Origin of the sequence: Streptomyces sp. NBC_00012 (genome assembly GCF_045040875.1) — a bacterium.
GTDB lineage: Bacteria > Actinomycetota > Actinomycetes > Streptomycetales > Streptomycetaceae > Streptomyces.
Genome location: NZ_CP108309.1, coordinates 5,893,081 through 5,911,861, shown reverse-complemented (window position 1 = coordinate 5,911,861; position 18,781 = coordinate 5,893,081). Strand labels below are relative to the sequence as shown.

Sequence of the window (18,781 nt, the reverse complement as noted above, 5' to 3'; positions counted from 1 at the left end):
GCGAGGAGACGGCCCCGCAAGAACCAGAACCAGACACCTCGGAACAAGGACGTGATCGCATGCGGCAGCTCTCCATCGCAGGGGCCTGGGTGCATGAGCCCAAGGTCTTCCCGGACAGCCGCGGCAGCTTCCACGAGTGGTTCAAGGCGTCGGAGCTCAGCGAGGCCGTCGGGCACACGCTGCGGCTGGCACAGGCCAACTTCTCCGTCTCCAGCCGGGGGACGCTGCGCGGGGTGCACTACGCCGACGTACCGCCGAGCCAGGCGAAGTACGTCAAGTGCGTGCGGGGCGCGGTGCTCGACGTCATCGTCGACATCCGGGTCGGCTCCCCCACGTACAAGCGGTGGGAGGCCGTCCGCCTCGACGACGCCGACCACCACGCGGTCTACCTCGCCGAGGGCCTCGGCCACGCCTTCATGGCGCTGACGGACGACGCCTCGGTCAGCTATCTCTGCTCCGAGGGCTACGCGCCCGGCCGCGAGCACGGCGTCAACCCGCTCGACCCCGAACTGGGCATCGAGTGGCCGCAGGGGATCACCCCGCTGCTGTCCGACAAGGACGCCGCGGCGCCCTCGCTGGCCGAGGCCGAGGAGCAGGGCCTGCTGCCCACGTACGAGGCGTGCCAGGCGTACTACGCGCAGCTGCGGGCCCGCGGCTGAGCCGCCTGCGGGCCGATACGCCGAAGCCCCCGTGATCCGTACGGATCACGGGGGCTTCGGCGTCGTCCGGGTGCGGTCAGCCCGTCGCTGCCTCGATGCGCGAGCGCAGCGGCGCGAACGCCGAGCGCGGGCGGCGCAGGTTGCGGGCGCGTGCCAGGGCCGGCCAGAAGTCTGCGCGGAGCAGCGCCTCGGGCCGGACCGCGTTCTTGCGGACGAGCACCTCTTCGGGCACGTCCTGCGGGTCGGGTACGACGAACTCTTCGATGATCTTGTCGTACTCGTTCTTCAGGACGTTGTTCTCCGGGTCTGCGCCGAACACGGCGACCACGCCGGTCGGTGCGGTGTCCACCTCGACGACCAGCAGGTCGGGGCGGTAGCGGCGCAGCACCTGAACCACCTTGTACACATCGCCGGTCCAGAACTTGGTGTGCCGGTCGCGGGCCGCCTCGTCGACGTCGCGCGGCAGCATGTCGTCGAGCACGATCACGCTCGACCAGCGGGAGTGCTTCTCCACGTTCATGAAGTCGCGCAGGGCGTACTCGAAGAGGTGCATCCCGTCGATGAAGGAGAGCTCCAGCTTCGGGTCTCCCCCGAGGACGTTGAGCGCGTCGCGGCGGGCGAGGGCGCGGAACGGGTTCCGGCCGTTGCGCAGGTGCAGCAGCGGGTCCTTGCGGGCGAAGAAGGCGTCGCTCGTGGCCCTGACCAGGTGGACGTCACAGCTGATGTCCGTCACGACCCGGAAAGCGGGGTCGACGGCGACGGAAGGGACCCGCGAAAGGGCCAGGCTTCTGCCGTCGTTGACCCCGATCTCCAGATAGTTACGAGGTCGGTAGACGCGGTGCAGATGGCGCAGGAAGTCGTGGCGGTTCACGTGGAGCTGCCCTTCGGAGGAAACCAACTGGTCTGGTTCTCGGCGAAGTTACCTCATGACCGCACTGTGATGTAAGCGTTCTCCCTGATGTAAACCTTCGTTGTGAATATCTTTGAAATTCGACGAGATTCGACCATCTATACGATCAATTGATGATCACGGGCGCTCTGCCTCGACAAGTGCCGGAAATGCTTCCTCAAGTGCCGCCCGCCAGTCCCGGATCGGTTCGATCCCGGCCTCGGACCAGCGGTCGTGGCCGAGCACGCTGAACGCGGGCCGCGGGGCCGGCCGTACAAAAGCCTCGCTGGTCGTGGGGCTGACCCGCTCCGGGTCGGTGCCGAGCAGCCGGAAGATCTCCCGGGTGAAGCCGAACCAGGTCGTCTCGCCGCCGCTGGTGCCGTGGTAGACACCCGCCGGAGCGGTGCCCGCGAGGGCGGCCCGCCCGAGCCGGACCAGCCGGTCGGCCAGATCGACGGTCCAGGTGGGCTGACCGCGCTGGTCGTCCACCACGTCGAGGGTGTCCTTGACGCCCTCCAGCTTGATCATCGTCCGGACGAAGTTGCCGCCGCCCACCCCGTACAACCAGGCGGTGCGGACCACGTAACCGGTCTCCGGCAGGGTGCTCAGCACGACCTGCTCGCCGGCCAGCTTGGTGCGGCCGTAGGCGCTGCGCGGCCCGGTCGGGCCGTCCTCGGCGTACGGCTTCTCGCCGTCGCCGGCGAAGACGTAGTCGGTGGAGACCTGGAGGAGCACGGCGCCGTGCTCGCGGCAGGCCTCGGCGAGGACGCCGGGGCCCGTGCCGTTGACCCGCAGCGCGGCGTCCTCCTGGGACTCCGCGTCGTCGACCGCGGTCCAGGCGGCGCAGTTCACCACGACGGCCGGGCGGTGCTCCTCGAAGGCCGCCCGCACGGACGCGGGGTCTGCGATGTCCACGGCCGCCCGGTCCGCGGCGACCGCGGTGACGTCCTCACCGGCGAGCCGGGCCAGGACGTCCCGGCCCAGCATCCCGGCGGCTCCGGTGACCAGCCAGACGGCGCTCACAGGGCGGCCCTCTCCTTCAGCGGCTCCCACCAGGCGCGGTTGTCGCGGTACCACTGGACGGTCTCGGCGAGGCCGGTGCGGAAGTCCTTGCGGGGCTCGTAGCCGAGCTCCTCGCGGATCTTGGTGCAGTCGACGGAGTAGCGGCGGTCGTGGCCCTTGCGGTCCTCGACGTAGGTGACGCTGGTGTCCCAGTCGGCGCCGCAGGCTTCCAGCAGCAGGCCGGTGAGCTCCTTGTTGGAGAGCTCGGTGCCGCCGCCGATGTTGTAGACCTCGCCGGCCCGGCCCTTGGTGCGGACCAGCTCGATGCCCTGGACGTGGTCGTCGATGTGCAGCCAATCGCGGACGTTGGCGCCGTCGCCGTAGAGCGGGACCGTCCTGCCATCCAGCAGGTTGGTGACGAAGAGCGGGATGACCTTCTCGGGGAAGTGGTGGTGCCCGTAGTTGTTGGAGCAGCGGGTCACCCGCACGTCGAGGCCGTGGGTGCGGTGGTACGAGAGGGCGATCAGGTCGCTGGACGCCTTGGCCGCGGAGTACGGCGAGTTGGGCGCGAGCGGGTGGGTCTCGGGCCAGGAGCCCTCGTCGATCGAGCCGTAGACCTCGTCGGTGGAGATGTGCACGAAGGTCTTGATGCCCGCCAGGTGCGCGGCGTGGATCAGCGTGTGGGTGCCCACCACGTTGGTACGGACGAACTCGGCGCCGCCGTCGATGGAACGGTCGACGTGGGACTCGGCGGCGAAGTGCACCACCTGGTCGTGCTCGGCCATCAGCCCGGCGACCAGCTCCGGGTCGCAGATGTCACCCTGCACGAACCGGAAACCGGGGTGGTCGCGCACCTCGTCGAGGTTGGCCGGGTTGCCCGCGTAGGTGAGCTTGTCGAGCACGGTGACAGCGATGTCGCCGGGGCCCTGGGGGCCGAGCACCGTACGGACGTAGTGCGAGCCGATGAAGCCGGCACCGCCGGTCACCAGAATGTCGGTGGTCATGAAGAGATCTGCACCTTGCTGTGGTCGCCGAGCACGAGTCGGTGGGCGGACGGGGAACGGGGGGCGGGGGTCACTTCGACGTCACGGCCGATGAGCGACGCCTCGACGCGGCGGACACCGGCGATGGAGGCGCCCCGCAGGACGATGGAGTACTCGATCTCGCTGTCCTCGATGCGGACGTCCTCCGAGACCGAGGTGAACGGCCCCACGTACGCGCCGCTGATCACCGAACGGGCTCCGATGATCGCGGGCCCGACGATGCGGCTGCCGCTGACCCTGGCGCCCGGCTCGATCCGGACCCGGCCGATGATCTCGCTGTCCGCGTCGACCTCGGCGCCCTCCTGGGACGGCTCGACGGCCTCCAGGACGCTCCGGTTGACCTCCAGCATGTCGGTGACGTTGCCGGTGTCCTTCCAGTAGCCGCGGATCGTGGTGGAGCGCACGTCGCGCTTCTGGTCGATCAGCCACTGGATGGCGTGCGTGATCTCCAGCTCGCCGCGCCAGGACGGCTCGATCGAGCGGACCGCCTCGTGGATGGCGGGGGTGAAGAGGTAGACGCCGACGAGCGCCAGATCGCTCTTGGGCTCCTTCGGCTTCTCCTCCAGCGCCGCCACCCGGCCTTCGGCGTCGAGCTCCGCGACACCGAAGGAGGTCGGATCGGGCACCTGCGTCAGCAGGATCTGCGCGTCCGGCCTGTCCGCGCGGAACTCGTCCACCAGACCGGTGATCCCGCCGACGATGAAGTTGTCGCCGAGGTACATGACGAAGTCGTCGTCGCCCAGGAAGTCGCGGGCGATCAGCACCGCGTGGGCGAGGCCGAGCGGCTCGTCCTGCGGGATGTAGGTGACCTCGATGCCGAGCGCGGAACCGTCCCCGACCGCCTCGCGGATCTCGGGGGCGGTGTCGCCCACGATGATGCCGACCTCGGTGATGCCGGCTTCCGCGATGGCTTCGAGCCCGTAGAACAGCACGGGCTTGTTCGCCACCGGCACCAGCTGTTTGGCCGAAGTGTGTGTGATGGGACGCAGGCGGGTGCCGGCCCCTCCGGACAGTACGAGAGCCTTCACGTGACCAGTCCCCATGATGTAGTCGGTCCTGCCGCGGGCGCGATGTCCCAACGACCCTACTGAGCTTCTCGATGGGATTTCGGGTGAATCCGTACGGTCGACGCATTCGTGGTACGTCCGGCGGACGAGCCGATGTCACGCGGCGTTCAGACGCTTCTTCCACCGGCGCACGTCACGGCGCATCCTGCGGACCACCCGCCGGGACAGCGAGGCCCGGCGGGCGGCGACCTTCGGCCGGTCGATGCGCTTGCCGTCGTGCCAGTCCGGCACGGTGACCTCGTAGTTCGAGTCGGCCAGACGGGCCGAGCGGTCGCGGAAGTGCGGGTACGCGAGGTAGAGCTTCCGGCCGTCGCGCGAACGGACCACGTCCGGGACCGTCTTCGCCTGGACGTACCGCACCATCTCGATGAGCAGGTCCATCCTGCCCCGTGCCACACAGGCCAGACGCAGCCTTTCGGCCACCTTGATCTGCCGGGCCACGCCGTCGTCCCAGTACTCGCCCATGAGCGGAGCCGCGAGTTCCATCTTGTGCCGGCGGACTTCCTCCGAATCCTTCAGCACGATCGGACCGAACTGCTGGAGCATCCCCACCGTGAAGGGCCGGACCATGAGGAAATCCCTTTTGGGGCCCGCGGGCTCGATCCGGTGAATGAGCGCCATCATGGCGCGCATCGAGTCGAAGCGCCATTCATAGGTGCCGCTCTTCGTTACGTGCTTCCCGTCGTCACGGCCCACCAGGTAATAGCAGACATAATTGGAGATCACCGAGACACCGGCGCCGCGCAGATACGTCTCCATCGTGAAGAGGGCGTCCTCACCCGTCTTGAGATTCTCGTCGAATCTCAGCGCGAGCCGTTCCAGGAGTTCACGCCGGAAGAGCTTCTGGGCGCTCAGGGTGTAAATGACCTTGGAGTTGTAGACGTCGACCCGTTCCTTGGTGGCCCCCCACATCGACCGGGGCGCCCCCCGGTTCACGCCGACCACCTTGCCGAGCACCACATCGGTGCCCGCCCGGTCGGCCATGGCCACCATCCGCTCCAGGGCCTCGTCACCGAAGTAGTCGTCCGCGTCCAGGAAGAACACGTAGCGGCCGCGGGCCAGACCGAGACCCACGTTGCGCGGCCCGCTGGGACCGCCGGAGTTCTTCTGCCGCACCACCCTGGTCGGGACCTGCGACCTCGCCGCGAATTCCTCCAGGTACTCACCCGTGCCGTCGGTGGAACCGTCGTCGACCGCGACGATTTCGATCCGCCCGGCACCGATGGTCTGCGCCTCCACCGATTCGAGGCACCGTATGAGATACGGCATCGCCTCATATGCACCGACAACAACAGTTACGTCAGGAATTTGCGTCTCGTTCACACAAACAGAAGACAGTCGGCCCGGCCTGTTGGTTGTCTTGCGCCACACTGTCAAAAGGTGACACTCATCACAAAGGCCCGGCACAACCCTTGGAGGGGTATGCCGGGCCTTGCTCGATCATGTAGTGCAAACGGTTGACTTTCAGCCACCCACGGGTTCGCCGAGACTCTTCGCCACTCCGGTGTTCCGCGCGTCGGACTTGGCCGCGAGCGCCTTCACGGCCGTGTCGAACTGCACGATCGAGGTGGGCTCGTCCGGCCCGAGGAGGTACTGCTTGAGCTCGCGCCTGGCGTCCGCCCGGGCGTCCGTGGCCGGAGCCGTCACCGCGGCGAGCAGCTCGTCCAGCTCGGCCGCCGAGTTGGACAGGATCACCGCGGCGCGTACCGCGGTGTTCTGCCGGCGGAACTCGTCCTCGCCCAGCTCGGCCGAGTCCGTGACCGCGTACGGCTTGCCGCTCGCGATGAAGTCGGACACCACGCTGGAGATGTCCGAGACCATGGCGTCGGACTCGTTGAAGCAGTCGTACAGCCGCATTTCGGCGCCGGTGATGACCCGGTGCTCCCACCAGCCCTGCGCACGCCAGGACGCCGCGTTCCACTCGTCCTTGAGCCGCGCCGTCTCGGCCTCGCGCGCCGGGTCGGCCAGCGAGTCCCGGGACTGCTCCGCCTCGTCCCGGGCGATGCCGCCGCCGTCGGCCAGCTCGGCCAGCCGTGCCTCGATACGGACCAGCTCGGCCCGAGCCTCGGCCTGCTCGCCCCGGAGCGCGGCCGCCTGCTCCGCCCAGCGGGGATCGGTGGCGCGCTCGGCGGCGGCCTGCTCGATCATCTCGGTGATGCGCAGGTGTACGGCCTTGGCCTTGGCGCTGCGGGTGCCGGTGAAGGGGTGCGGCTTGTACAGCAGCCGGACCGGCTGCTGGGCCTTCAGCAGCCGCCTGACGATGTTCTCGCCGGCCAGCAGCAGGGAGGTGTTGCCCGGGTTGTCGTCCCAGCCCTCCCAGGTGGGGGCGTACAGCACGGTCGGGATCGGGTTCTTCTGCACGCCGGACCAGGGCTGGATGGTGGCCAGCTGCGGGCGGCCCACCTCGACGATGTCCTCGTCGCGGACCCCGACGTCGGCCAGCGCGTAGCGGTCGCGGCCGGCCCGGCCCGCGGTCCACACCTCGTCGTACACCTTGCTGTACGGGTTGACGCTGGCGATCTTGTCGCTGTCGCCGTGGCCGATGAAGACGTGCTTCATCGTCGGCACCCGGAGCATGTGGATGTTCTTGCCGACGTTGGCCGCGTAGAGCGCGACCCGTACCGACGAGAGGTCCAGGTTCATCAGGTGCACGCCACCGGGCACGCAGAGCACCGGCACCGAGGTCGTGGCGAGCTGGGGCAGGATGTTGCGCTCGCGCAGCAGGATCATCGGCCGGCCGCCGAGCTGGGCCATCGTCTCCAGCCACATGTTGGCCTGGTAGGCCGACTCCTTGGACCCCGAGAAGTAGAGGACCACGTCCGGCTTGTACTCGCGCAGCCAGGTGCTCACCGCGCCCAGCACCTTGTCCGCCGGCGCCACGAGCCGCTTCGGCCGGATGTACGGGAGCAGCAGCAGCAGGTAGCCGAGTGCCAGTACGAGCGTCAGGCCGAGACCTGCGTAGGCGATGCCGTACACACGGGTCTCGGCGGCGATCAGGACACCGGCCATCGCGAAGACGTCCAGGTGGAGCATCTTCTCCGCAGGGCGGTTCATCAGCAGCAGCGAGGGGGCGTCGGGGATCCGCACCCGCTCCAGATCGATGTTGCGGGTGATCACCGGCAGCTTGCGGCGCAGTCGGATCAGCGTGACGATCGCGCTCTGCGGCGCCTGGAGCCCGTAGAACGCCAGGAGGCAGGCGACCGTCACGTAGAAGAGGGTCTCCTCGCCGTATCCCAAGCGGGAGAGCAGCAGGACCAGCAGCAGTTGCCGGACCAGGAAGCGGATCGAAAGCCCTGCCCGGACCGCGGCGAGCCGATTGATCAGGTAGCTACCGCAATGGTGCAGGTACCGGTCCGCGAGATAGGTGGCCGCCGCGGCCACGGCGAAGAACCAGAGATTGGGGATTATTGCCGCGAGCATTATGCACGGGAACCCCAGAGCCACCAGGAACGCGGCGGCCAGCTCCGAACCGCTGCCCACCCGAGCCAAACGCATGGCTTTCGAAATCACGAAGTACCGCTCCCGAGGGTGCCGACTTTTACGTTACGTGGGGAATGTGAAGGCAGAGCTTCACGAATTCGGACCCCTGCAGTTCGCACATGGCGACTGCAGGGGTCCGAATAGTCGATTGTCAAGCAGTATTACACATCGGCCTGTCGGTCCAGGACAGCGGCAAGCGCCTGCTCGAACCCGGACGCCTCGGAGGCACCCCGGGTCGGGTCCTGCTGGCGTACGTCGATGACGTGGCCGGTCATCTCCGAGAGCAGCACATCGAGCGAGGTCCGGGCGACCGCCTCGGAGGAGAGCAGCGTGCCCGCGGGCTCGTCGCCGAACGCCTTGGTGCGCATCGGAGTGGCGGTGCGCTCGGGGTTCACGCAGTTCACCCGCACGCCGTCGGCCGCCCACTCGTCCGAGAGCGCCTGGGTCAGGTTCACCATGGCGGCCTTGGTGGACGAGTAGAGGCTGTACTCCGCGCGGCCCCGGGTGTAGCTGCTGGAGGTGTAGAGCAGCAGCTGGCCCTTGGTCTCGGCGAGGTACTTGTACGAGGCGCGGGCGATCTGCACCGGTGCCAGGTAGTTGACGTTCAGCGCCTCCTGGATGACCGCGCTGTCCGTCTCGGCGAGCTTGCCGATGCGGAGCACGCCCGCGGTGTTGATCACGTAGTCGACGCGGCCGGTGTCGGCGTACGCCTTGGAGAGCGCCTCGTCGATGTGCTCGGGGTTCTCCACGTGCGTACCGGTGGTGGAGCGGCCCAGGGCGTAGACGGTGGCGCCGTAGGACTCGGCGAGCGTCGCGATGTCCGCGCCGATGCCGTACGAGCCGCCGAAGACGACGAGGGTCTTGCCGGTGAGCAGCTCGCGGTAGGCGGCGTCGTCGGTCGGCTGCGGAACGGCCGTGGAGGCCAGCTGGAAGAGCTTGTCCGCGATGAAGACGTCGACCGGCTGGGTGACCTTCATGTTGTACTCGTCGCCCGCCACGACGTAGATCGGTACGTCGGGAAGGTACTTGAGCACGACCGAGCAGTCGTCGGTGGCCTGGAAGTTCGGGTCGCCGGCGGCGACCTCGTAGGCGTGGCGGATCGTGGAGAGCTTGAAGGCCTGCGGCGTCTGGCCGCGGCGCAGCCGGGAGCGGTCGGGCACATCGGTGATGAACTCGCCGTCGCCGCCGTGGGTGCGGGTCACGATGATCGTGTCCGCGGACGGGATGGCGACGTCGACCGCCTGGTAGCGGTCCAGTGCGTCGACGCAGTCCTTGATCACACGCTGCGAGAGCAGCGGGCGCACGGCGTCGTGGAAGAGGACGTTGCGGTCCTCGCCCTCGGCCAGGCCCTCGCCGAGCGCCGCGATGGCGCGCTCGGTGGTCTCGTTGCGCGTGGAGCCGCCCTCGATCACCCTGGTGACCTTGGTGAGGCCGGCCTTGGCGACAATCTTCTCCACGTCGGGCACGTAGCCCGGAGCCATCAGCACGATGACGTCGTCGATGGAGTCGGCCTGCTGGAAGATCGACAGCGTGTGCTCGATGACAGCCTTGCCTGCGATCTTCAGCAGCTGCTTGGGAATGGACAGACCCACGCGCTGACCGGTACCGCCGGCGAGCACGACTGCTGTGGTTCGGGCTTTGGCTATGTGCTGAGCAGACACAGACGACCTACCTTGCGAGGGCTGGGAGATACCGCGATGGTTGCACTCTCCGTTACCGTCTCGCAAGGTGGACGTCGGCCGCCGCATGCCGTATCGAAACCTTTCGTTGCCCTGCGATCAGGGCGAATACCGGAACTGACGCTTCCCCACCAGGTGATCGATGCCACAGGGACGAGCGGCATGATTCACCCTTGCGCGGGTTCGGTTCCCTCGGTCGTGTGACACACAGAACGTGCGCCGACCGTCCGTCCGGGCCGGTTCCGGAGGTCCGCACGGACGGCTGAGGGCTGTCCCGCAATCCCTGATGGACGGGACTACGGGGCAGCCCTCAGGACCGGATCGGCCCGCCCTAGAAGGGGTTGAACTCGTCGAACTCGCGCTGGGCATCGTCGCGTTCCGACTCGCGGTCGCGCCGGCGCTGCGCCGCCGGGCGCGGCGCTTCGAGCCGGTGGTCCTCGCCACGACGGCCGAGCATCTCCGCGCCGGCCGCCAGGGTCGGCTCCCAGTCGAAGACGACCGCGTTGTCCTCGGCGCCGATGGCGACGCCGTCGCCCGCGCGGGCTCCGGCCTTCACCAGTGCGTCCTCGACACCGAGACGGTTGAGCCGGTCCGCCAGGTAACCGACGGCCTCGTCGTTGTTGAAGTCGGTCTGGCGCACCCAGCGCTCCGGCTTCTCGCCGCGCACCCGGTAGATGCCGTCCTCCTCCAGCGTGACGGTGAAGCCCGCGTCGTCGACGGCCTTCGGGCGGATGACGATCCGGGTCGCCACCTCCACCGGCTTGGCCGCACGCGCCTCGGCGATGATGCCCGCGAGCGCGAAGGAGAGCTCCTTCAGACCGGTACGGGCGACCGCGGACACCTCGAAGACGCGGTAGCCGCGCTCCTCCAGGTCCGGGCGGATCATGTCGGCGAGGTCCTGGCCGTCCGGGATGTCGATCTTGTTGAGGACGACGATGCGGGGCCGGTCCTCGAGGCCGCCGTACTGCTTCAGCTCCTCCTCGATGATGTCGAGGTCGGAGACCGGGTCCCGGTCGGACTCCAGCGTCGCGGTGTCCAGCACGTGCACCAGCACCGAGCAGCGCTCCACGTGCCGCAGGAACTCCAGACCGAGGCCGCGCCCCTGGCTGGCGCCCGGGATCAGGCCCGGGACATCGGCGACGGTGTAGACGGTGCTGCCCGCGGTGACCACGCCGAGGTTCGGGACCAGGGTCGTGAAGGGGTAGTCGGCGATCTTCGGCTTGGCCGCCGACAGCACGGAGATCAGCGAGGACTTGCCGGCGCTCGGGTAGCCGACCAGTGCGACGTCGGCGACGGTCTTGAGCTCCAGGACGATGTCCCGGGCCTCACCGGGCTCGCCGAGCAGCGCGAAGCCGGGGGCCTTGCGCCGGGCGGAGGCCAGCGCGGCGTTGCCGAGGCCGCCGCGGCCGCCCTGGCCGGCGACGAACGTGGTGCCCTGGCCGACCAGGTCGGCGAGCACGTTGCCGTCCCTGTCGAGCACGACCGTGCCGTCGGGCACCGGCAGGACCAGGTCCTGGCCTTCCTTGCCGGAACGGTTGTCGCCCGCGCCGGGCTGGCCGTTGGTGGCCTTGCGGTGGGGGTGGTGGTGGTAGTCGAGGAGCGTGGTGATCGCCTGGTCGACTACCAGGGTCACATCGCCGCCGCGGCCGCCGTTGCCGCCGTCCGGTCCGCCGAGCGGCTTGAACTTCTCACGGTGAACGGAGGCACAGCCGTGGCCCCCGTTACCCGCGGCGACGTGCAGCTCGACGCGGTCCACGAAGGTGGTCATGGTTGAAACCTCCAGTTACATACATGCAGAAATGTCTCACTCGCGCTGTCCCCATGGAGGAGAAAGCCGTCTCTCATGGGAGAAACACGCGAAAGGCGGACCCGCTTCCCGTACGGGAAGTGAGGTCCGCCTCCGCAGAAACCGCTCGACGAGCGCCGAAAATCAGCCGGCGATCGGAACGATGTTCACGACCTTGCGGCCACGGTGCGTGCCGAACTCGACCGCACCGGCGGCGAGAGCGAACAGCGTGTCGTCGCCGCCACGGCCGACGCCCGTGCCCGGGTGGAAGTGGGTGCCGCGCTGGCGGACCAGGATCTCACCGGCGTTGACGGCCTGACCGCCGAAGCGCTTCACGCCGAGCCGCTGAGCATTGGAATCGCGCCCGTTCCGGGTGGACGATGCGCCCTTCTTGTGTGCCATGTCTCCTCAGTCCCTTACTTCGCAGCCGCGGGGATACCGGTGACCTTGATCGCCGTGTACTGCTGGCGGTGACCCTGGCGACGGCGGTAGCCGGTCTTGTTCTTGTAGCGAAGGATGTCGATCTTCGCGCCCTTGTGGTGGTCCACGACCTCGGCCTGGACCTTGATCCCGGCCAGCACCCACGGGTCGCTGGTCACGGCGTCGCCGTCGACCACGAGCAGGGTCGAGAGCTCGACCGTGTCGCCAACCTGGGCAGTGGAAATCTTGTCAACCTCAACGATGTCACCGACAGCAACCTTGTGCTGGCGGCCACCGCTGCGCACGATGGCGTACACGCGGATCTCTCTCTCGCTCGGAACGGAGCCCCTGATGCCAGCCTCTCGCGCAGGCCGAAGCCCGCGACGATCCGGAAGGATGAGCGGCCTCTCCTGACGAACGGGTCCGCCGGGAGGAATGTGCTCAGGGGTAGGCGCGCATGGAAAACACGCCGAGGGACAAGATTACGGGGCTGCCCCCGGGCGGTCAAACCGGGCCTCCGGGGACCGATCCACCGACTCCTGCGTGCTAGTTTTCCCCTTTCGTCACTCTCCGTACAACACGAGGCCTCCGATGCCGCGCTCCATCCCCCTCGGCCGTGCCTGGCTGTTGGGCCTCCTGGTGTCCGCCGTCTACGTGTTGGCGCAGCTGACAGCCGGTACCTCCTGGACGCTCTTCCCCGACTCCTACCGCTACGCCCGTGCCGCCGAGGAGTCCCTCGGAGCCGATCGGGACGAGGCCCACCGGATCGCCCTGTCCGCCTTCTGCGCGAGCCGGGCCGCCGAGGCCGCCCGGCACGAGAAGCTCGATCCGCTGGCCGCCGAGGACCGGCCGGACGCGACCGCGGCGAAGAGCGAGGCCGCCTGCCTGGAGCGCTGGTCCGACGCCCCCGACATCACCACCGGGGACTCCCGCTACCAGTCGATCTTCTCGTCCCGTCCCGGCTATCCCCTGCTCGCCGCTCCCTTTGTCGGCGCGCTCGGCGTGCTCGACGGCATGCGGGCCCTCGGGCTGCTTCTGGCCGTGGGCGGCTCCCTGACGGTCTGCGGGCTGCTGCGCGGGGCCGGGCTCTCCACCGCGGCCGCGGTGGCCGGCCAGATCGCCTTCCTCGTCTCACCCCTGGGCTGGTGGAGCCTCCAGGCGCTGAGCGAGGGTCTGGTCACGGTCTGTGCGCTCGGCGCGGTGTGGGGCGGGGTACTCATGGCGCGGGACGGACGGGCGGCGGGCGCGGCGTTGTTCGTCGGCTCCCTGGCCGTCTGTACGGTCACCCGCTACTCGACGGCACTGGTGCTGGCCGCCCTGATCGCGGCGGCGGCGTCCGTCTCCTGGCTCCTGCGGCGGTCCCGGGCGGATCTGTTGCTCGCCGGGGTGGCCACGGGATGCGCCGCCGCCGTGGCACTCACGATGAATCTGCTCGGGCTCCCTTCGTCCGAGGTCACCCTCCAGGACACCTTCACCCGCCATTTCCGCGCCCCCGAGGTCCCGGACCCCTGGGCCCGGCTCGTCGATCTCGATCTGACGTACTGGAGTCACTGGATCGGCGAGCAGGCCGCGATGCCGTTCTTCCTGGTGGCCACGGTGCTCGCGCTGTGGGTGCTGCTGCGTCGCGGCGGGGTGCTGGGTCCACTGGCCTGCGCCATGATGCTGACCGGCGCCGCCCAGATCGCGGCCCATCCCCTCGTCCAGGAGGCCGACCGGCTGGGGGTACTCATGTGGATCCCCGTGACGCTCGGAATTGCCTTGATTACAGAAGCAGTTCGGGACTTTCCCTCACTTCCGTTTGACCGTACGGTCCGAGTTCCTGCCTCAACAGTGGAGCCGTATCGTGCCAACACCACAGATCCCCGATGAACTCCTGGCAAATGTCGCCCGACGCGCGGTCGCCCGGATGGCCCGCACCGACCGGCCGGTCGTCGCCGCGCGGGTCCTGGGTGTCTGCGCGCAACACGTCCAGGACCGTCGGCTCAAGGCAGACCTGCTCGGCGAGGCGGCCGCCGCTCAGCTCGGACGGGGCCTGATACCCCGCCATCTCGTCCCGGCATACGCCGCTGAGCTGGCCTACGCGGACAGCCGGCTCAAGGCGGGCAGCAAGAAGGAGGCCGCGTCGGCCCTCTGCCGGGCCCTGCAGCTGGCCTTCCACCGGGTCCCGCACGTCGACCGGCTCCACTCCCCGCTCTCCGACGATCCGGCCGGTTTCACCGCTCGGCTGCGTACCAGCACCACCGCCCGCAAGGCGGCCGCGCCCCGCGGCCGGAAAACGCCCCCCGCCGCACCCCCGGCCGACCGGCCGCTGCGACTGCTGGTGGTGAACCTGGCCAACGCCAACTTCCTGGGCCTGGTCACCGAGCGTTACGCGAACCATCCCGGTGTCGAGCTGCGCACCCTGGACCTGGCGGCCGACCCCGTGACCGCGCCGCTGGCCAAGGGTCTGCAGCGGATGATCGAGCTGCCGCTCGGGGGCCAGGCCGCGTACGGAGCCGCGGTGGAAGCGGCGCTCCGCCCGCATCTGGACTGGGCGGACACGGTCTTCGTCGAATGGTGTGCCACGGCAGCCGCGTTCATGACCCTGGTCGACCCCGGCAGCACCCGGATCGTGGTCCGGCTCCACAAGTACGAGTCGTTCACCCCCTGGCCGCACATCATGGACTTCTCCAGGGTCGACGACATCGTCTTCATCGCGGAGCACATGCGGGAGATGACCACCGCGGCCGTCCCCCGGCTGCTCGCCCCCGACGCACCGCGTCTTCACTTCCTGCACAACGCGCTGGATCTGCGGCGCTTCGACCGTCCCAAGAAAGATGACGCGCGGTTCACCGTGGGCCTGGTGGGAATCGGGCAGATCGCCAAGGATCCGCGCTGGGCGCTGGAGGTGCTCAAGCTGCTTCGGGCCCGGGACGGGCGCTACCGCCTGCTGATGGTCGGCGGCGGCATCGATCCGGAGCCGAGCGCCGCGGCCGCCGCCTATCACTCGGCCCTGGAGAAGGAACTCGCCGAGCTGGAGCCCTCGGGCGCCGTGCGCAGGCTCGGGCCGAGCGACGACGTGGCAGGTGTGCTCGCCGGAGTGGGAGTGATCCTCAGCAGTTCGGTGCGTGAGGGCTGCCATGTCGGCCTGATGGAGGGAGCGGCATCCGGTGCCGTGCCGGTCGTCCGGGACTGGCCCTTCGTGGCCGGACGCCCGCACAGCACGCGCACCCTCTTCCCCGAGGACTGGGTCGTCACCACCCCGCAGCAGGCCGCTGAGCGCATCCTCGCCGCAACCGTGTCCGAGGACGTACGGGCCGAGGCCGGGCGCGAGGCGTCCTCGTACGCCCTCACGACCTGGGACTGGGAGACCGTCCGGAGTGACTACGACCGCCTGCTGCTGGGCGAGGACCAGGACGTATGCTCACCGGGCGAAGACGCCCTCCGGAAGGCATAGATGTGAGTTACAGAGTCCAGCCCACCGCCCAGGTCGACGAGACCGCAGAGATCGGTTCCGGCAGCAGTGTCTGGGAGCTCGCGCAGATCCGCGAGCAGGCCCGGCTCGGCGAGGGTTGTGTGGTCGGACGCGGCGCCTACGTCGGCACGGGTGTCCGGATCGGCGACAACGTCAAGATCCAGAACTACGCGCTCGTGTACGAACCCGCCGAGCTCGCCGACGGTGTCTTCATCGGCCCGTCGGTGGTCCTCACCAACGACCACAACCCGCGCTCCGTCGACCCCGACGGCAAGCAGAAGCGCGGCGGTGACTGGGAGGCCGTGGGGGTGAAGATCGCCGAGGGGGCGTCCCTGGGCGCCCGTTCGGTCGCGGTCGCCCCGGTCCGGATCGGCCGCTGGGCCATGGTCGCGGCCGGCGCGGTGGTCACCAAGGACGTCCCCGACTTCGCGCTGGTCGTCGGCGTCCCGGCCCGGCAGGTCGGCTGGGTCGGTCACGCCGGTGTGAAGCTGGTGGAGAGCGCGGGCGAGCCGGGGGTGTGGGAGTGCCCGCAGACGGGGGCGGTGTACGAGGAGAAGGCCGGGGTGCTGACCGAGCGCACCTCGTAGTCCCAGGACCGAACCAGGGGAAGCGCCGCGGGAATCGCCCTCCGCCAGGGGGCAGGCAGATCCCGCGGCGCTTCCTTTTCCTTCACGGTCCCCGCCCTGTCCGGCACATCGAGCCGGACACATAGGATGACCGGATTTACCGGCGCCCTACAAGTAAGGCCGACATGTCCCAGACCGATGTCCAGGTCTCCGGCCGACCGGACGCGCTCGACGCGCACGGAACGCAGTCGCCCAAGAAGGAGGCCGTACCCCGGCTCTACGCACTGGACGCCCTGCGCGTCCTCGCGGCGCTGTCCGTCCTGCTCTTCCATTTCACCGGCGTCGACGCGGCGACCAGGGCCAACTGGGGCGTGCATCCCAAGGAGCTGTTTCCCTGGCTCTTCCCGGTCACGTCGTACGGTTCGTACGGCGTCCAGCTGTTCTTCATCATCAGTGGCTTCGTCATCTGTCTCTCGGCCTGGAACCGCACCCCCGGGCAGTTCGTACGCGCCCGGTTCCTGCGGCTGTTCCCCGCCTACTGGTTCTCGGCTGTCGTCGCTTTCCTCGTCTGGCGCATGCTGCCGGACGGCCAGCGCACCGCGCCCAGTATCAGTGACTCGCTGACCAACCTCACGATGTTCCAGGTGCCGCTCTCCGCGCGGCATCTGGTGGGTGCCTACTGGACGCTCTGGGTCGAGCTCACCTTCTACCTGATATTCCTGGTGGTTCTCTGGAAGGGCGTCGACTACCGGCGCGTCTCGGTCTTCTGCTGGGTGTGGCTGCTGGCGAGCGTCCTCGTCCAGCAGGACAAGGACGTGCCGCTGCTCGGGATCTTCGCCCAGCCACTGAACACCGCGCTGTTCGTGGCCGGCATCGCCATGTATCTGATGTACCGCTTCGGACCCGATCTGAAGCTGTGGGGACTGCTGGGTGCGAGCTGGCTGGTGATGCAGAGCGACCTGGTCGAGCACGCCGACAACCTGCGCCACAACAAGGGCATGGACCGGGACCCCTATCTCGCACTGGCCCTGGTCACCGTCTTCTACCTGCTGGTGCTGGCCGTGGCACTGCGCAAGGTGAACTGGATCGACTGGAAGTGGCTGCCCGCCGCGGGTGCCCTGGTCTACCCGCTCTACCTCCTCCACGAGGAGCTGGGCTGGGCCATGATCCGAGAGCTGTACGGGCACGTGGGCGCCTGGCCCACGCTGGGAATCACCACGGCCGCACTGATCGCGCTGGCCTGGCTGGTGCACCGGTTCGTGGAGCGGCCCGCGCAGAACTGGCTGCGCGCGGCTCTGGCCCGGGAGTCCAGCAATCCGCCGACGCTGCCCCGTAGTTGATTGCGTGCCCGGCGTCCCTCCGGGCCGGGGTCCGGCAGACGACGAAGAAGGGGCCCTGCCGGCATTGCCGGCAGGGCCCCTTCGCGCTGTGGGCAGCGGATGCGTACGGTGATCAGCCGCCGATGACGACGCGGCGGACGCCTTCCCAGCGGGCCGGGTCCGTCGTACGCCGACCGTCGACCAGGACGCGGACGTCCGGGAGGTCGGCGGCGGCCAGCTCGCGGTACTCGGCGTGGTCGGCCTGGAGGATCGCGGCGGTGACGGTCTGGCCCTCGTGCGGGACGAGACCGTGCGCGGTCAGCTCCTCGGCCGTGTACATCGGGTCGGAGACGAACGGCACCGCGCCGCGCGCCCTGAGCGCCTCGACGGTCGGGAAGACGCCGGAGAAGGCCGTCTCCTTCACGCCGCCGCGGTAGGCCGCGCCCAGCACCAGCACGCCCACCCCGTCCAGGTCGCCGTAGGCGGCGGCGAGCAGGTCGACCGCGTACTCGGGCATGGCCGCGTTGGCCTCGCGCGCCGAACGCACCACGGTCGCCGACGGGTCGTTCCAGAGGTACATCCGCGGGTAGATCGGGATGCAGTGGCCGCCGACGGCGATGCCCGGCTGGTGGATGTGGCTGTACGGCTGGGAGTTGCAGGCCTCGATGACCTTGAGGACGTCGATGTTCTGCTGGTCGGCGAAGCGGGCGAACTGGTTCGCCAGGCCGATGTTGACGTCGCGGTAGGTCGTCTCGGCGAGCTTGGCCAGCTCGGACGCCTCAGCGGTGCCCAGGTCCCAGACGCCGTTGGGGCGCGGCAGATCCGTACGGTCGTCGAAGTCCAGGACCGACTCGTAGAACGAGACGCCGTGCTCGGCCGACGCCTCGTCGATCCCGCCGACCAGCTTCGGGTAGCGGCGCAGGTCGGCGAAGACCCGGCCGGTGAGCACCCGTTCCGGGGAGAACACCAGGTGGAAGTCCTCACCGGCCTTGAGACCGGAGCCCTCCTCGAGCATCGGCGCCCAGCGGGTACGGGTGGTGCCGACCGGCAGCGTGGTCTCGTAGCTGACGAGGGTGCCCGGCTTCAGACCGGCGGCGATCGCCTTGGTCGCGGCGTCCATCCAGCCGAAGTCCGGGGTGCCCTCGGCGTCCACGAAGAGCGGGACGACGACCACGACGGCCTCGGACTGCGCGACCGCGGACGCGGTGTCCGTCGTCGCGGTGAGCAGGCCCGCCTCGACGGTTTCCTTGAGCTTCACGTCGAGATCGTGTTCGCCGGGGAACGGCTCGACCCCGGCATTGACCAGCTCGACGACCTTCTCGTTGACGTCGGCGCCGATCACCCGGTGGCCCTTGGCGGCGAACTGCACGGCGAGCGGCAGGCCGATCTTGCCCAGGGCGACTACACAGATGTTCAT

Annotated in this window: 16 protein-coding genes; 5 read left to right on the top strand and 11 right to left on the bottom strand. The window is 69.1% G+C overall.

Going from position 1 to position 18,781, the window contains the following annotated elements; all coding sequences use genetic code 11:
- The first annotated feature begins 59 nt into the window (after positions 1-59).
- Positions 60-659: a dTDP-4-dehydrorhamnose 3,5-epimerase gene (rfbC, locus tag OHA19_RS27115; RefSeq protein ID WP_405712543.1), complete on the top strand. Its 600-nt coding sequence runs from the start codon at positions 60-62 to the stop codon at positions 657-659.
- A 76-nt stretch (positions 660-735) separates the two neighbouring features.
- On the opposite strand, the gene OHA19_RS27110 is transcribed toward rfbC, so the two are convergent.
- The 10 genes from OHA19_RS27110 to rplU all read right to left on the bottom strand — a co-directional run bounded on the left by OHA19_RS27110 (position 736) and on the right by rplU (position 12,342).
- Positions 736-1,530 carry a class I SAM-dependent methyltransferase gene (locus tag OHA19_RS27110; protein WP_405712545.1) on the bottom strand — a complete coding sequence of 265 codons (795 nt, stop codon included), beginning with the start codon at positions 1,528-1,530 and terminating at the stop codon, positions 736-738.
- A 156-nt stretch (positions 1,531-1,686) separates the two neighbouring features.
- Positions 1,687-2,535 carry a dTDP-4-dehydrorhamnose reductase gene (rfbD, locus tag OHA19_RS27105; protein ID WP_405721443.1) on the bottom strand — a complete coding sequence of 283 codons (849 nt, stop codon included), beginning with the start codon at positions 2,533-2,535 and terminating at the stop codon, positions 1,687-1,689.
- Between the two features lie 32 nt (positions 2,536-2,567).
- The gene (rfbB, locus tag OHA19_RS27100) at positions 2,568-3,554 is read right to left on the bottom strand and encodes a dTDP-glucose 4,6-dehydratase (protein WP_405712547.1); all 987 of its coding nucleotides are present in this window, start codon (positions 3,552-3,554) and stop codon (positions 2,568-2,570) included.
- Positions 3,551-4,621 (bottom strand): glucose-1-phosphate thymidylyltransferase, encoded by a 1,071-nt coding sequence (locus tag OHA19_RS27095; protein ID WP_405721446.1) that lies wholly within the window; start codon positions 4,619-4,621, stop codon positions 3,551-3,553. The genes rfbB and OHA19_RS27095 overlap by 4 nt, the downstream gene beginning before the upstream one ends.
- Before the next feature lie 135 nt (positions 4,622-4,756).
- Entirely contained in the window at positions 4,757-5,983 is a 1,227-nt protein-coding gene (locus OHA19_RS27090; protein WP_405712549.1) for a glycosyltransferase family 2 protein, read from the bottom strand.
- A 141-nt stretch (positions 5,984-6,124) separates the two neighbouring features.
- Positions 6,125-8,155, bottom strand: coding sequence for a hypothetical protein (locus OHA19_RS27085; RefSeq protein WP_405751975.1), 2,031 nt, complete (start codon positions 8,153-8,155; stop codon positions 6,125-6,127).
- 146 nt (positions 8,156-8,301) lie between these two features.
- Positions 8,302-9,801, bottom strand: a complete 1,500-nt coding sequence (locus OHA19_RS27080) for a D-ribitol-5-phosphate cytidylyltransferase (RefSeq protein ID WP_405712552.1) — start codon at positions 9,799-9,801, stop codon at positions 8,302-8,304.
- 349 nt (positions 9,802-10,150) lie between these two features.
- The gene (gene obgE / locus OHA19_RS27075; protein WP_405751973.1) at positions 10,151-11,587 is read right to left on the bottom strand and encodes a GTPase ObgE; all 1,437 of its coding nucleotides are present in this window, start codon (positions 11,585-11,587) and stop codon (positions 10,151-10,153) included.
- A 162-nt stretch (positions 11,588-11,749) separates the two neighbouring features.
- A complete protein-coding gene (gene rpmA / locus OHA19_RS27070) occupies positions 11,750-12,007 on the bottom strand; it encodes a 50S ribosomal protein L27 (protein WP_018103204.1) in 258 nt (85 codons plus the stop codon).
- Positions 12,008-12,021: 14 nt separating this feature from the next.
- Complete coding sequence (gene rplU / locus OHA19_RS27065; RefSeq protein ID WP_030921216.1) at positions 12,022-12,342, bottom strand: 50S ribosomal protein L21; 321 nt, start codon at positions 12,340-12,342, stop codon at positions 12,022-12,024.
- A gap of 274 nt (positions 12,343-12,616) precedes the next feature.
- Between rplU and OHA19_RS27060 the strand changes: the two genes are divergently transcribed.
- The 4 genes from OHA19_RS27060 to OHA19_RS27045 all read left to right on the top strand — a co-directional run bounded on the left by OHA19_RS27060 (position 12,617) and on the right by OHA19_RS27045 (position 17,385).
- Complete coding sequence (locus OHA19_RS27060) at positions 12,617-13,894, top strand: hypothetical protein (RefSeq protein ID WP_405751970.1); 1,278 nt, start codon at positions 12,617-12,619, stop codon at positions 13,892-13,894.
- Positions 13,869-15,461 carry a glycosyltransferase gene (locus OHA19_RS27055; protein WP_405751967.1) on the top strand — a complete coding sequence of 531 codons (1,593 nt, stop codon included), beginning with the start codon at positions 13,869-13,871 and terminating at the stop codon, positions 15,459-15,461. Before OHA19_RS27060 ends, OHA19_RS27055 begins: the two co-directional genes overlap by 26 nt.
- 2 nt (positions 15,462-15,463) lie before the next feature.
- Positions 15,464-16,066: an acyltransferase gene (locus tag OHA19_RS27050; RefSeq protein WP_405712560.1), complete on the top strand. Its 603-nt coding sequence runs from the start codon at positions 15,464-15,466 to the stop codon at positions 16,064-16,066.
- Positions 16,067-16,230: 164 nt separating this feature from the next.
- On the top strand, positions 16,231-17,385 hold the full coding sequence (locus tag OHA19_RS27045; RefSeq protein ID WP_405712562.1) for an acyltransferase family protein: 1,155 nt from the start codon (positions 16,231-16,233) through the stop codon (positions 17,383-17,385).
- A 112-nt stretch (positions 17,386-17,497) separates the two neighbouring features.
- On the opposite strand, the gene OHA19_RS27040 is transcribed toward OHA19_RS27045, so the two are convergent.
- Positions 17,498-18,781: a nucleotide sugar dehydrogenase gene (locus OHA19_RS27040; protein ID WP_405712563.1), complete on the bottom strand. Its 1,284-nt coding sequence runs from the start codon at positions 18,779-18,781 to the stop codon at positions 17,498-17,500.